The organism is Hydrogenovibrio sp., assembly GCF_965140365.1.
Classification (GTDB): Bacteria; Pseudomonadota; Gammaproteobacteria; order Thiomicrospirales; family Thiomicrospiraceae; genus Hydrogenovibrio.
The window spans coordinates 152,712-167,086 of sequence record NZ_OZ223196.1 but is presented as its reverse complement, the minus strand read 5'-3'; the positions used below and the strand labels follow the sequence as shown (position 1 = coordinate 167,086).

At 51.8% G+C, this 14,375-nt stretch carries 12 protein-coding genes; 8 read left to right on the top strand and 4 right to left on the bottom strand.

The annotated features are described in order from the left end of the window. Positions 1 to 99: 99 nt before the first annotated feature. Positions 100 to 1,164 carry a GGDEF domain-containing protein gene (locus AC0KH7_RS00760; RefSeq protein WP_472369833.1) on the top strand — a complete coding sequence of 355 codons (1,065 nt, stop codon included), beginning with the start codon at positions 100 to 102 and terminating at the stop codon, positions 1,162 to 1,164. A 41-nt stretch (positions 1,165 to 1,205) separates the two neighbouring features. Here AC0KH7_RS00760 and AC0KH7_RS00755 read toward each other — a convergent pair whose 3' ends face one another. From AC0KH7_RS00755 to topA, 3 genes are all read right to left on the bottom strand, one after another. Beyond that, a complete protein-coding gene (locus AC0KH7_RS00755; protein WP_472369831.1) occupies positions 1,206 to 1,910 on the bottom strand; it encodes an SPOR domain-containing protein in 705 nt (234 codons plus the stop codon). A 44-nt stretch (positions 1,911 to 1,954) separates the two neighbouring features. Beyond that, the gene (argS, locus tag AC0KH7_RS00750) at positions 1,955 to 3,721 is read right to left on the bottom strand and encodes an arginine--tRNA ligase (protein ID WP_472369829.1); all 1,767 of its coding nucleotides are present in this window, start codon (positions 3,719 to 3,721) and stop codon (positions 1,955 to 1,957) included. Positions 3,722 to 3,908: 187 nt separating this feature from the next. Next, positions 3,909 to 6,335: a type I DNA topoisomerase gene (topA, locus tag AC0KH7_RS00745; RefSeq protein WP_472369827.1), complete on the bottom strand. Its 2,427-nt coding sequence runs from the start codon at positions 6,333 to 6,335 to the stop codon at positions 3,909 to 3,911. A 225-nt stretch (positions 6,336 to 6,560) separates the two neighbouring features. Here topA and AC0KH7_RS00740 point away from each other — a divergent pair, with 225 nt between their 5' ends. Next, on the top strand, positions 6,561 to 7,469 hold the full coding sequence (locus tag AC0KH7_RS00740; RefSeq protein WP_472369825.1) for a response regulator: 909 nt from the start codon (positions 6,561 to 6,563) through the stop codon (positions 7,467 to 7,469). Here the strand turns inward: AC0KH7_RS00740 and dprA are convergent. Continuing rightward, positions 7,466 to 8,587, bottom strand: a complete 1,122-nt coding sequence (dprA, locus tag AC0KH7_RS00735) for a DNA-processing protein DprA (RefSeq protein ID WP_472369823.1) — start codon at positions 8,585 to 8,587, stop codon at positions 7,466 to 7,468. The two genes, AC0KH7_RS00740 and dprA, sit on opposite strands and share 4 nt — an antisense overlap. 64 nt (positions 8,588 to 8,651) lie before the next feature. On the opposite strand from dprA, the gene def reads away from it, so the two are divergent. The 6 genes from def to AC0KH7_RS00705 are packed head-to-tail and all read left to right on the top strand — an operon-like array spanning position 8,652 to position 14,371. Further along, positions 8,652 to 9,164, top strand: a complete 513-nt coding sequence (gene def, locus AC0KH7_RS00730; protein ID WP_472369821.1) for a peptide deformylase — start codon at positions 8,652 to 8,654, stop codon at positions 9,162 to 9,164. Next, a complete protein-coding gene (fmt, locus tag AC0KH7_RS00725; protein WP_472369819.1) occupies positions 9,161 to 10,132 on the top strand; it encodes a methionyl-tRNA formyltransferase in 972 nt (323 codons plus the stop codon). Before def ends, fmt begins: the two co-directional genes overlap by 4 nt. Positions 10,133 to 10,135: 3 nt before the next feature. Then, on the top strand, positions 10,136 to 11,455 hold the full coding sequence (gene rsmB, locus AC0KH7_RS00720; protein ID WP_472369817.1) for a 16S rRNA (cytosine(967)-C(5))-methyltransferase RsmB: 1,320 nt from the start codon (positions 10,136 to 10,138) through the stop codon (positions 11,453 to 11,455). Between the two features lie 58 nt (positions 11,456 to 11,513). Continuing rightward, positions 11,514 to 12,110, top strand: a complete 597-nt coding sequence (locus AC0KH7_RS00715) for a DUF4390 domain-containing protein (RefSeq protein WP_472369815.1) — start codon at positions 11,514 to 11,516, stop codon at positions 12,108 to 12,110. 39 nt (positions 12,111 to 12,149) lie between these two features. Continuing rightward, positions 12,150 to 12,467 (top strand): hypothetical protein, encoded by a 318-nt coding sequence (locus AC0KH7_RS00710; RefSeq protein WP_472369813.1) that lies wholly within the window; start codon positions 12,150 to 12,152, stop codon positions 12,465 to 12,467. A 5-nt stretch (positions 12,468 to 12,472) separates the two neighbouring features. Beyond that, the gene (locus tag AC0KH7_RS00705) at positions 12,473 to 14,371 is read left to right on the top strand and encodes an ATP-binding protein (RefSeq protein ID WP_472369811.1); all 1,899 of its coding nucleotides are present in this window, start codon (positions 12,473 to 12,475) and stop codon (positions 14,369 to 14,371) included. Positions 14,372 to 14,375: the final 4 nt, after the last annotated feature.

Genomic DNA, 14,375 nt, shown 5'->3' with positions numbered 1-14,375 from the left:
TTTTTTTCTATGAACGCGGTCGGAATTCTGGTGTAAAATGGCAGTTCAAACACAAACAAACGCTTTCAAACCACAAAGTCGATTGGTAGGAATTTCAGGATGTTGTTAGACATTAAAGACGCCCCCGAAAAGGCTCAACGTATTTTCGTTCAGCTCATTGATATTTTCGAAGAACAGGGTATCAATCCAACTCCGCTCAATTACTTTATCTGGTATCAGTACTACAAAGGCAATCACCCAAAATTCCGCCAGGAAATGGACAATGCCTTACAAGACCCATTCGGCTACAACGACCGACTCGGGCGTCGCCTTTACGATGAGTATTTTGCCGACGACGAAAGCGGCAACGACTTTGACCGCGCCTTCAAACGCCTGATCAATCTGGTCGTTAAGCGCATGAACGCCTGGAGCGACAAACTCGAACAGCACACGCAGGAGCTCGACAGCTACACCAATACCTTGTCCACACAAGACATGGATGCGGAAACACTGAAAGAACTCACCCATTCGGTGTTAAATACCGCTTCTTCGATGAAAAAATCCAGCGAAGAATTCCATCGTGAAATGATGGACAGCAACGATGAAATCCTGCGTCTTCGCCAAGAACTCATCGAAGCGCGAGCCGAAACCCTCACCGACGAACTGACCGAAATCGGCAACCGAAAAGCCTTCAATAACGCGATTCGCGACCTGGTCGATGAAACGCAAGACTCACCCGAACAACTGGCTTTGATTCTCACCGATATCGACCACTTCAAGCGCTTTAACGACACCTTTGGTCACTTGGTCGGCGACAGTGTACTGCGCTATTACGCCAATTTAATGAAAAAAACCAAAGGCGATACCGAAACGCTGTGCCGTTACGGCGGAGAAGAATTTGCCGTGCTGTTATCGCATTCCGACATAGAACAAGCCGCACAACGTGCCGAAGACATCCGGCACGGCATTGAAAACGCTAAATTGAAACGCAAAGATTCCGAAAAAAACTTAGGGCAAATCACCGCGTCCTTTGGTGTAGCGGTTTATCGTGGCGAAAATCAGGAAACCATCGAAGACTGGATTAAACGGGCCGATGATGCCCTTTACAAAGCCAAAACCCAAGGACGTAATCGGGTGGTCACCGAGCAGGACTTGGAAGACGTGGAAAACGCTGCGCAAGACTGACGACAACGTCAATACAATACGCGTGAGAACAACCACCCGGATTACCCGGCCGCATCGGTTTTCGGGCGGGATTTAATCAGCAGAGTATCCACCCCAAGCGAACGCAATTCATTACGTTTTTTGTTCATTTCCAAGCGGTCATCATAAGGCCCAACTCTTAAACGATAATAAACCCGTCCTTTCCAGGTAACCGTCGAAATCGTCAAATCCTGACCGTGCGTTTTTAAACGCGCTTGTTCTTTTTGTGCCATGTCTCGTGACCCGAAGGTGCCGGCCTGAATATAATAAGGGGCATTGAGTTTTACGGAAATCGGTTCGACATCCACCACCACTTCAGTCTTCGCCAGGCCATCGTAAAAAGTGTATTGCAACGGCGTTTCCGCTTCAGCTTGCGCTTTGGCCATCGGCAAACTTTCCACGACCAAAGGCACTTCCGTTGATTCGTCTGCGACCTTCTCAGTGAGTGCCCCGGATTCCTCAGCCGGCGGTTCCGGCGACACCGATTCCGTCACCGTTTCAACAACCTCCGTGACTGGCGACTCGGATTTTACCCCATGATGTGCAAAGTGTTGCACCACGAAAAAACCGCCAAACAAGGCCACGGACAGCAACAAAGCCAACCCCCACACCCATTTTGACGAGGTCTGCGGCGCCTCCGTTTCCGGTTCGGCCATCTGGGATTTTCGCTGATACGGTTGACGCGTCTGGCTGTGACCATGACGATAATCCCGAGTATATTGCCTCATAACCGTTTATCCTACCTTCTGACCAAAGAACGTGACGTCCATGATCACATTTTTTCCGGTGCCGATACGCCCAATAACGCCAACCCGTTTCGCAACACCTGACGCACAGCCAAAATCAAGGTCAAACGCGCATTGCGCATCTCGGCCTCCTCCACGATAAACGGGGTCGCGTTGTAATAGGAGTGCAGCCCATGCGCTAAGTCTTTCAAATAATAGGCGATTTGATGCGGTTCATAAACCTGAGCCGCCCGGCCGATGATTTCCGGATATTTCGCCAATTGCGTTGCCAAATCGGCTTCCGCTTCCGAGTCCAGTTTCGTTAAATTGGCCAGGCCTGATGCCTGGTCATAAACATACCCACGTTCCTCGGAGGATGCCATGACCTGACAAATCCGCGCGTGGGCGTACTGAATGTAATACACCGGGTTTTCATTGGATTGCGACTTCGCCAAATCCAAATCGAAATCCATATGCTGTTCCGATTTACGCTGTACGTAGAAGAAACGTGCCGCATCCGACCCCACCTCGTCTCGCAGTTCGCGCAAAGTCACGAACTGACCGGAACGCGTCGACATCGCTAACTTCTCGCCGCCACGATATAAAATCGCAAATTGCACCAACAAAACTTCCAAGGCGTCCGGGTTGGTGTCCAGCGCCTGCATCGCCGCTTTAACTCGCGGCACATAACCGTGGTGGTCCGCCCCCCAGATGTCAATCAACACATCGAAACCGCGTTCTAGCTTATTAAAATGATAAGCGATGTCGGACGCAAAGTAGGTTTTCAGCCCGTTTTCACGCACCACCACACGATCTTTTTCATCACCGTAATCGGTGGAGCGGAACCACAAGGCGCCGTTTTGTTCATAAATTTTGCCAGCTTGCTGTAATTTTTCCAACGCAGCGTCAATGACACCGGAATCCATCAGAGAGCGCTCCGAAAACCAATTGTCGAACTCGACACCAAACCCCGACAAATCGTCACGAATATCACCCAGAATACGGTTCAGTGCCACTTCAAAGACCGCGCGATAGTCGTCCGGCCCCAACAACGCTTTGGCATTTTCAATCAAACCGTCAATGTGTTTTTCTTTGTCACCGTCTTCCGCCGCGCCTTCATCCGCCGGAACATTCGCAAAGGCGTCTTCCGCCGAACGCTGATAGCGCCCCCCTTCAGCGTCCTTCAATGTCTGCGCGATTTCATTAATATAATCGCCTTGGTAACCGTTGCTCGGAAAGGTCAGCTCTTCGCCACAGGCCTGCAAATAACGCAACCAGGTGGACGCCGCCAGTATGTCCATTTGACGACCAGCATCATTGACGTAATATTCTTTGGAGACATTGAACCCGGCGACCGACAGCAAATTCGCCACACAAGCGCCATAAGCCGCGCCGCGACCGTGTCCGACGTGCAAGGGTCCAGTCGGATTGGCGGACACATATTCCACCAACACGGAACGGCCTTGGCCGACGTTGCATTGGCCGTAAGCCTCGCCGTTTTTCAACACGGTTTCGACCACGTCAAACTTGGCGGCATCCTGCACAAAGAAATTGATGAAACCCGGCCCGGCGATTTCCACCTTCTCGACAAAGTCGGACGCCGGCAAGCGATCGATGATCATCTGCGCCACCGCGCGTGGTGGCTGACCAACCACTTTGGTCAACATCATCGCCAGATTGGTCGCAAAATCGCCATGTGATTTGTCTCGGGTGTTTTCAACCGTTAGGCGGGGTTGAAAATCCGCCTCCAGTACGCCGTCTTGTTTCAACTGCTCAATCACTTGCGACAAAATTTCTGCAACCTGCTGCTTCATGCTCTTTTCATCTCTTTAGTTACGGTAGGGGGTTATTCTTGAATTCTATGGGGTATTTTACTGTAATCGAAACGACAATCGGAAAATTCATCACCAAACGAAAACCCGGCCATAAAAACACCAAAACCGACCAGGCCTGGTCGGTTTTGGGTTGAATTAGGCGTCAAGATTCTCGGTTAAAAACCGGCTATTTTTTCGCCTTCGTCTGAGTACTTTTCTTGGCGGGCGCCTTTTTCGCCGGCGCTTTTTTCGCGCCACCACGGCCCCGCTTTTTCGGTTCCGGTGCTTCGTCCAAACGCTTCTCGCACTCTTCCAGCGTCAACGCCAAGGCATCTTCATCCTTTTGAATTTTGGCATTTTTCTTGGTGGACACGTCGGTAATATACGGCCCCCAACGCCCTTTCAGAATTTTCACATCCGTGCCCGAAAAGACCTTAATAATCTTATCCGCTTCGGCTTGAATTTTCGCTTCCACCAAGGCGGCCGCCTCTTCCAGCGTAATGCTCAACGGATCGAAGCCTTTAATGGGGGCATATTTTTTCGGACCGTATTCCAAATAAGGCCCGAAAGGTCCTTGTTTGGCAATCAGAATTTGCCCCTTTTCCACCAAAAATTCGGTACCGTCCACCGCTTTGGCCGAGAAAGATTCCGGCATTTCGCCGACTTCACGTGGCAACTTAAACAGCTCCAACGCCTCTTCCAGCTTCAAGGTGTCCATTTTCTGCCCTGGCATCAGGCTGGCAAACGTCGGCTTTTCGTCGTTTTCACCATCGCCCAATTGTACATAAGGGCCGAAACGCCCGATTTTGACAAACATCGGTTTGCCGGTTTTCGGGTCGGTTCCCAAGGCACGGGATTGCCCGGCTTCTTCACGCGACACGTCTTCCGCCGCATCGACACGCGGGTGGAACTGTTGGTAGAACTTAGTCAACATTTCCTGCCAGGATTCCTGCCCCTGTGCAATGGTGTCAAATTCCGACTCCACCAACGCGGTGAATTGATAATCCAACACATCGCCGAAATGCTTCACCAGAAAGTCGGTGACGATACCGGCAATGTCAGTCGGGAAGAGTTTGTTTTTCTCGGTGCCGGTGGTCTCGGTCAAGTCTTCTGCCACGATGCCATCCGCCGACAAGGTCAATTGTCGGTAATCGCGTTGGCGGCCTTCGCGGTCTTCCTTCACCACATAACCACGCTGCTGAACCGTGTCGATGGTGGGTGCGTAAGTCGAAGGCCGCCCGATGCCCATTTCTTCCAAGGTGCGTACCAAACTGGCTTCGTTATAGCGCGCCGGTGGCCGGGAAAAGCTTTGACGGACCGACAAACGCCCCAGACGCAATGCCTGGCCAATGCTCAACGGCGGCAACTGCCCCTCTTTGGCCTCATCGTCCAGGTTATAGACTTTCAAAAACCCGTCAAAGGTGATGACTTCACCCTTTGCCGTTAACTTTTCATCCGGCAAGTTGGAAATTTGGATATCGACGCTGGTACGCTTCAATTGCGCATCCGACATTTGCGAAGCAATCGCGCGACGCCAAATCAGTTGATACAAACGCTGTTCATTGCGTTCGCCAGTGACTTCCTTAACGGAAAAATCCGTCGGACGAATCGCCTCGTGCGCTTCCTGTGCATCGGCATTTTTGGTTTTGTAACGGCGCGGGTTCGAATAATCCGCACCGTAATCGCCGGTAATGGTCTGCTGCGCTTTGGCAATGGCTTCTTCCGACAAATTCACCGAGTCGGTACGCATATAAGTAATTTTCCCGGACTCGTACAGGCGCTGTGCAATCATCATGGTCTGCTTAACGGAAAAACCGAGCTTCGACGAGGCTTCCTGCTGCAAAGTGGAAGTCGTAAACGGTGCCTTCGGGGATTTTTTGGCCGGTTTCTCTTCCAGCTGCCCCACCGACAAAGCGGCCTGTTTCACCTGTTCCAGGTAAGCCTTCGCTTCGTCTTCGGTTTTGAACGCCGCACTGCGCTTGACTTCAACCGTGCCAACCGCCTGTTGATTGTCATCCAAAATCGTCAATTCACCCGCCAAGCGGTAAACGAAATCCGATTCAAAGGCATCGATTTCACGCTCACGTTCGACAATCAAACGCACCGCGACCGATTGCACGCGCCCGGCCGACAAGCCGGTGCGGATTTTTTTCCACAAAATCGGAGAAAGTTCAAAGCCCACGATACGGTCCAGAATTCGCCGGGCCTGCTGTGCTTCCACCAAATCCATGTCCACCGTACGCGGTTCGGCAATCGCTTTTTGAATCGCCGACTTGGTAATTTCATGGAACACGATGCGTTTCGTGGTATTCACATCCAGTTTCAAGGCTTCCGCAAGGTGCCAGGCAATCGCCTCTCCCTCGCGGTCCTCATCCGTTGCAAGCCAGACAGTTTCCGCATCTTTGGTCAGTTTGCGCAGCTCGGTGACGGTTTTTTTCTTATCCGGCGAAATTTCATAATTCGGCAGAAAACCGTTCTCGATATCGATGCCCATCCCTTTTTTCTGAATATCGCGGATGTGGCCATAGCTGGAACGGACGGTAAAGCCTTTGCCCAGATATTTCTCAATTGTCTTAGCTTTAGCGGGAGACTCCACTATCACCAAATTCGTCATATTTTTTCTCTGTTTTCAGTCACGTTATTTTTTTAAGAGTGCAAAAAAAGCCTAATAATTGCAATCTTTTATTTGAATGTTTTCAAACGCATGTTCATCACTACGTCTAAATACGACCTATTTATCACTGGTCGCCTTCACCCGAAAAGTGTTAAGCTAGCCAAAATTCGGTATTCCGCCAACAATTCACCAACCGGAAGGGTATTAGTCAATTAAGGCCAGCACATGAAAAAAGCCAACCTATTGATCGTTGAAGACGACCTGGTCAGTCAAAAACTGCTTCAAAGCTTCCTCAAAACCGAGGACGTCAACCTGTTCCTGGCCAATGATGGCGAAGAAGCCTCACAGCTCATCCGTCGGAAACCGCACGATTTTTTCCACTGCATCATTTCCGACTACCTGATGCCCAATAAAGACGGCATCCAATTACTCGAAGAGCTCAAACAGCACGCCGAGTACAAAAAAATTCCCTTTATCCTGCAAACCACCGCCAATAGTGAAGCGGAAATTCAACGCGGGATTAATGCTGGCGCATTCTACTACCTAATCAAACCAATTACCAAGGAAACCTTGATTTCGGTTGTTAATGCGGCGCTAAAAGACTTCCAAAATCATAAAGATATCCTGACCACCCTCAAAGGCATTCACAAGGCCTTTCCGCTGATTACCGACGGTCGTTTCGAGGTGCGCACCATTGACGAAGCTAAGCACCTCTCCAGCTTCATCGCTTTACTGACCGATGACCCGAACAGCATCGGCATCGGCTTTCTGGAGTTGATGGTCAATGCCGTTGAACATGGCAACCTCGGCATTACATACGATGAAAAAACCGAGTTGATTCGGGAATGCCAATTGTCCGACGAAATCAAACGTCGCTTGGCCTTACCGGAAAATGCGACCAAATTCGTGTCCGTGGATTTACGCCGCAATCAGGACGCTTTGACCGTCACCATTACCGACATGGGAAAAGGTTTCGATTTTGAAGAGTATCTGGAATTCTCACTGGAACGTGCCATGGACAACCACGGGCGCGGTATTATGATGGCCAACAAACTGAGTTTCGACGAACTCACCTATCTCGACGGCGGACGCCAAGTGCGCTGCCTGACCCGAAAGCTCAAGCACCCGGCTTAACGAAGGCGCCGCCAGCGCCCGGCAGACAAGGCTTCGATGTCGCCACTCAATTCCAGCATCAACAACTGGCTTTGAATGTCCGACACCGGCAATTTACTCAGCACAGCCAATTCATCTAAACCAATGGGATCGAACTCAATGTATTTCAGCAACCCCTGTTGAGATGAAACCGCTTCCGTTTCCGACGCAAGCACGTCTTCGGGAAACAATGCGGGCTGTAACATGGGAGACAATTCTTCCAAAATATCCTGCCCCGACTCCACCAACTTAGCACCTTGACGAATCAATTGATGGCAGCCCTTTACTTGAGGGTTATTAATGGAACCGGGCACGGCAAAAACTTCCCGCCCTTGTTCCAACGCCGTCCGCGCCGTAATCAGGGAACCGCTTTTCAAGGCCGCTTCCACCACCAAAGTGCCCAAACTCAACCCGGAAATAATGCGGTTACGCTGCGGAAAAAAATGCGCCAAAGGCTGCGTGCCCAGCGGGTATTCCGACACTATGGCACCGGTTTCGGCCACCCGATGCGCCAGTTCGCGATTCACGGCCGGATACACTCGATCCAACCCGGTCGCCACCACCGCGATGGTCGTGCCTTGCGGCCCGCTCACTTTGGTTTGCGCTTTCAAAGCACCTTCATGCGCCGCTTTATCAATGCCGGACGCCAAACCGCTGGTAATGGTCAACCCCACGCTGGCCAAGTACTGAGCAAAGTCTTCCGCCGTCAACCGCCCCTGCTTGGACGCATTACGGCTGCCCACTATCGCCAACTGCGGGTCGGACAACAGCGTTCGGTTTCCACGCACATACAATACCGGCGGCGGATCGGGAATCTGCTTCAATAACGGCGGGTAATCATCACTCGCCAGGGTCAATATATGCTGATTCGGCTGTTCGACCCATTCCAACGCCTGAGTGACCTTTTCGGCCAGGCCTGGCTCAAACAACCGGTCCAATTGTTTCTCTTTCAACACTTGGGCCCCACGCCAAGCCGATTCCGGCGCGGAAACCGCCTGTTCCAAGCTGCCGAAAAAAGCGTCAATTTCCGACAACTGTTTCGCGTTGATACGCGCAAAATGTAAAGTCAGCCAAGATGTTAAACGGTCTAAATCAGACATAAAGACAACAATCCGCTATAATTTAAGGTCATTGTTTCAAATTTCAAAAAGTATACCTTGTATTATGGATAAACTCGATATTGTTCTCTATCCGGACGAAGGCCTTCGGGACGTCTGCCAACCGATTCCGGAAATGACCGACGAACTCGACAAACTCATCGACGATATGTTTTACACCATGTACGACGCCCCCGGAATAGGTTTGGCCGCGCCGCAGGTAGCGGTTCAGCAGCGCCTGATTGTTGTCGACATTTCCGAAACCAAGGATCAGCCCATCGCCCTTTTGAATCCGGAAGTGGTGAAAAGCGCCGGGCACATTACCTGGGAAGAAGGCTGCCTATCGATTCCGGGCATCTATGCCAAAGTTAATCGTCCGTCCGAAATACTGGTGCGAGGCATGGATCGCGACGGCAAAATGATTGAATTCGAAGCCGACGAACTTTTAGCGGTGTGCATTCAACACGAAATCGACCATCTTAATGGCAAGCTCTTTATCGACCACCTATCCGGTTTGAAACGCACCCGAGCCCTGCAAAAATACAAAAAAGAACTCGCGCAACAACAGGCCGACGCATGACGCTCTCTTCGCCCTCTCAACCGCTTCGTATCATTTTCGCCGGCACGCCGGATTTTTCCGTGCCGCCGTTACAACGTCTGCTGAACTCCCCACATGAGGTGGTAGCGGTTTACACCCAGCCGGATCGCCCGGCGGGCCGCGGCCGTAAACTGACGGCCAGCCCGGTCAAACAGCTGGCGCAACAACACGACCTGCCGGTGTATCAACCGGTCTCGCTCAAAGACCCCGACGCGCAAGCCGAACTCAAGGCTCTGAACGCCGACGTCATGGTGGTGGTGGCCTACGGCCTGATTCTGCCAAAAGCCGTGCTGGACATGCCGACTTACGGTTGCTTCAACATCCACGCCTCCTTATTACCGCGCTGGCGCGGTGCCGCGCCGATTCAACGCGCCATCCAGATGGGCGATGCCGAAACCGGCGTGACCATCATGCAAATGGATGTCGGCCTGGACACCGGCGACATGCTCACCATTTTGAAAACCCCAATTACCGCGGACGACACCGCCCAAAGCCTGCACGACCGCCTCAGTGAACTCGGCTGCGACGCCCTGATGCAGACCCTGGACGACTTACAAGCCGAACGCTTGAACCCCGTCAAACAAAACGAGGCCGAGGCCACTTACGCCGAAAAACTCAATAAAGCCGAAGCGGAAATCGACTGGTCACAACCCGCCGACACCTTGGTACGCCTGATTCAGGCTTTTAATCCCTGGCCGGTGGCCTTTACCCAATACGACGGCCAGCCGCTCCGGCTTTGGCATGCCAAAATGGGTCAGAAAACGATTGTTGAAAAACCACCAGGCCTGGTGATTTCCGTCACCAAAGACGGCGTTGAAGTCGCCACGGGGAAAGGGTCGCTCATCCTGGAACAATTGCAACCGGCCGGTAAAAAAGCCATGGCCGCCTATGATTTTGCCCAAGCACGCCAACTCACCGGGCAGATGCTGGGCACGGAACAGGCGCAATAAGCCATGGCCGTCAACAGTCGCTACATCGCCTTGAAAATCTGCCTCACCGTCATCGAACAAGGCCGCTCCTTAAGCCAAGCACTGGCCGAAGGGTTGGCCCAGTTCGATGACCGGCGCGAACGCGCCTTCACTCAAAACCTGGTCTTCGGCACCCTGCGCTGGCAGGAACGCCTGGAAGCGATTCGCAGCCATTTGCTCAAAAAACCGCTCAAAGCCAAGGACGAAGACGTCAACCAGTTGATTTTGCTCGGACTCTATCAAATTCTGTATATGGACACGCCCGAGCACGCAGCGGTATCGGAAACCGTCAATCTCACCAAATCGCTGAAAAAACCTTGGGCACGAGGTCTCGTCAATGGGGTTTTGCGCTCATTTTTGCGTGAAAAAGACGCCATCTGCGAAGAAGTCGATAAAAAACCGGCCTATCGTTTCGCCCACCCGCAATGGTTTACTAAAGCCATGCGCAAAGCCTACCCGGACCACTGGGAACAGATTCTTTCCGCCAATAACGAACCGGCCCCCCTGACCTTACGCGTCAATCCACGCATCCAGACCCGAGAAGCCTTTCTGGCAGGCCTGGCCAAAAACGACATTGAGGCTGACGCCCACCCGAAAGCGCCGTTTGGCGTCGTGCTGGCACAAAGTCAGGATGTCACCCGCCTGCCCAGCTACGACAACGGCGGTTTCAGCGTGCAGGACGCCGCCGCACAACAAGCCGGAACCCTACTGGCGCCTCAGGCTGGCGAACATATCCTGGACGCCTGCGCCGCCCCCGGTGGCAAAACCACCCATTTGTTGGAACTGAGCGACGACCAAGCCCAAGTATTCGCACTGGAAAAAGAGCCGGAACGGATGGAACGCCTATCGGAAAACCTGTTCCGCCTCGATTTGCACGCCGATCTGGATGTCGGCGATGCCGCCCAACCCGACGACTGGTGGAACGGCGAAGCCTTCGATAAAATTTTGTTGGACGCGCCCTGTTCCGCCACCGGCATTATCCGCCGCCACCCGGACATTAAATGGCACCGCACCCCGGAAGACATCGACGCCTTGGTGACCACGCAAGCGGCGATTCTCAAAGCGCTTTGGCCGTTACTCAAACCGGGCGGACGCTTGCTGTACGCCACCTGCTCGGTGCTGCCCGCCGAAAACCGCGACCAGATGAGCGCATTTTTACAAGCCACCGACGACGCTCGGGAAATTGCCATCGATGCCGATTGGGGCCTGATAATCAACGACGCGCCTGGACGCCAGATTCTGCCAGGCCTGGACGGAATGGACGGATTCTATTATTGTTTGCTTGAAAAAAACTCATCCGAATGACTTTAATAGAGATACTGACAGAGATACCGATAGAGATACCGAGATGGAGTAAAGCGATATGACGACTTGGCAACGCGCACTATCCACTGTCGGATTCGTCAGTCTGAACTTTCTTCTCTGCTTTTCCGTCAAAGCGGACACACCGGGCATCCAAATCCTCTATCTCAACGATTACCAGGAGGATCAGCAATTGGTGGTGGACGCCAGTGCCAAATTTCACTTCCCGCCCAAAGTGCTTGACGCCATCCATCATGAAATTCCGTTGACCTTCACCACCGAAATCGAGTTAAATGAAATTCGCACCCTGCTGGGCATCCCTTTTTCGCGTAACCGAACGCTAATCACCTACAAAACCGAGTTGCAATACGTCGGCTACAACCGAACTTACGTCATTGCCAATAAACGAAACCAGAAAGTCCAGAGCTTCGACAGCTTAAAAGAGGCAATGAAAACCCTCGGCACCTTGTCCAACTTCCGAATATCGGATTTGGCCGACCTGCATCCGGACACGCTCTATGCGGTTAAAATGCGAATTTCCTTGGATCAATGGCAACTGCCCACGCCGTTAATTATTGATACCTTATGGTCGTCGGACTGGCAATTGGACAGCGGCTGGCGTAGTATCGAAATTCAATCGCCAAAAAGCTGGCTTTAAACACGTCACCAACATAGGAAACAGGATGGAACCGAGCGCATGTTATCGCTGAAACACTCCAGATTCATCAAACAATACGGTTGGTTGATCCTGCTTTCCAGCTTGGTACTCATCGCGCTCATCGTGATGAGTCAAATCCTGCAAAATGCCGCGCAATTCGCGCAAACCTATTCCACCTTGTTGTTTGTTTCGTTTGTGGGGATGATCTGGCTGCTGACCATGCTGGTACGCACCCTGATGAAATTACGGCAGAATTACCGCAACCGCGTGCCCGGCTCCAAAATCACCGCGCGCCTGACCGGAATACTCAGCTTAATTCTTGGCATCCCCTTGGCCATCATTTTCTATTTTCAATGAGCTTTGTGCATCAAGGCATCGACCAATGGTTCGACGTCAAAACCGAAACGGCGCTGGAAAACGCGGTCAAACTGGTGCAAATCACGCTCGACGACCAAACCCGCCGCAACCTCAATGCCACGCAGAAAGCGCTTGCCATGAATCAGGACACCTTGTTTATTACCCCAGTGCTGACACTGAATCAAATCGGTGAACAACTCAACACCCGTGAAGTGTCACTGTACCGTAGCGACGGTCAACTCATCGCCTACAGCAGCCAGGAAAACGTTAACATCCTGCCTAAATCGCCGGAGTTACGTCTGTTCCAACAAATTCGTAAAAAAATCAGTTACGCCGCAGTGGAAACCAAAGCCGGTTTGAACAGTGCCTACCAAGTGATTCGCATCATGCTGCCGGTCACCGACATTCAGAGTAACAAACTCTACGCCTTGCAAGCCGTGTTCCCAATCCCGGAACAGCTCACCGCTTTAGCCAATACCGTACGCGTTTCCGCCGGCCAGTATCAGGAACTGTCCTATTTGAAAGGCCCTCTGAAAACCAGTTTCACCGTCATTTTGAGCATGGTTCTCTTGCTGACGTTAATCAGCGCCGTGCTGTTCACCATCCAAACCATCCAGAACATGACCCGCCCGATTCGAACGCTGGCAAAAGGCACCAAAGCCGTTGCCAAAGGGGATTACGCCATTTCGATGCCGGTCATTCAGGACGACGAAATGGGGCAACTCATCCAGTCTTTCAACGACATGATTCAACAAATCGCCAAGGCGCGTAACGACATCAAGTTCGGGCATCAACAAACCGAAATGCAGAAACTTTACCTGCAAGCGATTATCAAAAACCTCAACAGCGGGGTCATCACTTTCGACATGAACCTGCGCCTGAAAACCATTAACGACGCCACCAACAGCATTCTCAACACCGATCTTTTCCGTCAGCTCGGCAAACCGTTGGATGAAGTCCTTAAACAGCCCGATACCCAACGTCTCAAACCGTTTTTCGACGCGATTTTTCCGTTATTCAAAAGCGAATCCAAACCCTGGAGCGAACAATTTACCTTCGACTGCAAAGAAGGGCAAAAAATCTTACTGGTACACGGTTCGACCTTGCCCAGCTTGGATCAAAAGGTCGGCGGCTTTGTTATCGTTATCGAAGACATCACCCAACTGGTTCAGGCGCAACTGCATGCCGCCTGGAGCGATGTCGCACAACGCTTGGCCCATGAAATCAAAAACCCGCTGACACCGATCCAGCTCTCGGCCGAGCGTTTAAACTACAAGCTCTCCAACAAACTCGATCCATCGGATCAAAAACTGTTAAATCGCATGACCGACACCATTATCGAACAGGTGACCACCATGCAAAACCTGGTACAGGCCTTTACCGAATACGCCGACACCCCGGAAATCGAACTGCACCAAGTCAACCTCAACACACTGGTCAAGGACGTCGTCAGCATGTACCAGACACCAAAAGTCACCTGGAAAGTCAGTTACGATATTGACTCGGATTGTCCGATCATCACGGCCGATGCGTCCAAACTGCGGCAGCTATTGCATAATCTCATCAAAAACGCCATCGAAGCCTGTGAAGATCGGCCCGACACCCAAATTAAAGTCAGTACCCGTTACCAAAAACAGCAGGTTGAACTGGCGATTTGCGACAATGGGCCGGGCATTCCGGAAAAGGCTCGTAACTGGATTTTCGAACCCTACTCCACCGACAAACCCAAGGGCACCGGATTGGGCTTAGCCATTGTCAAAAAGATTGTCGATGAACACCAAGGCAAAATTCAGGTAGAATCAGAAACTGAACAAGGTACTTGCTTTTTGGTACAGTTGCCGCAACATAACATGAGCGAACCGAAACCCTCGGCCCTTTTAACAGACACGAGCAGTAAACCCTAAATCG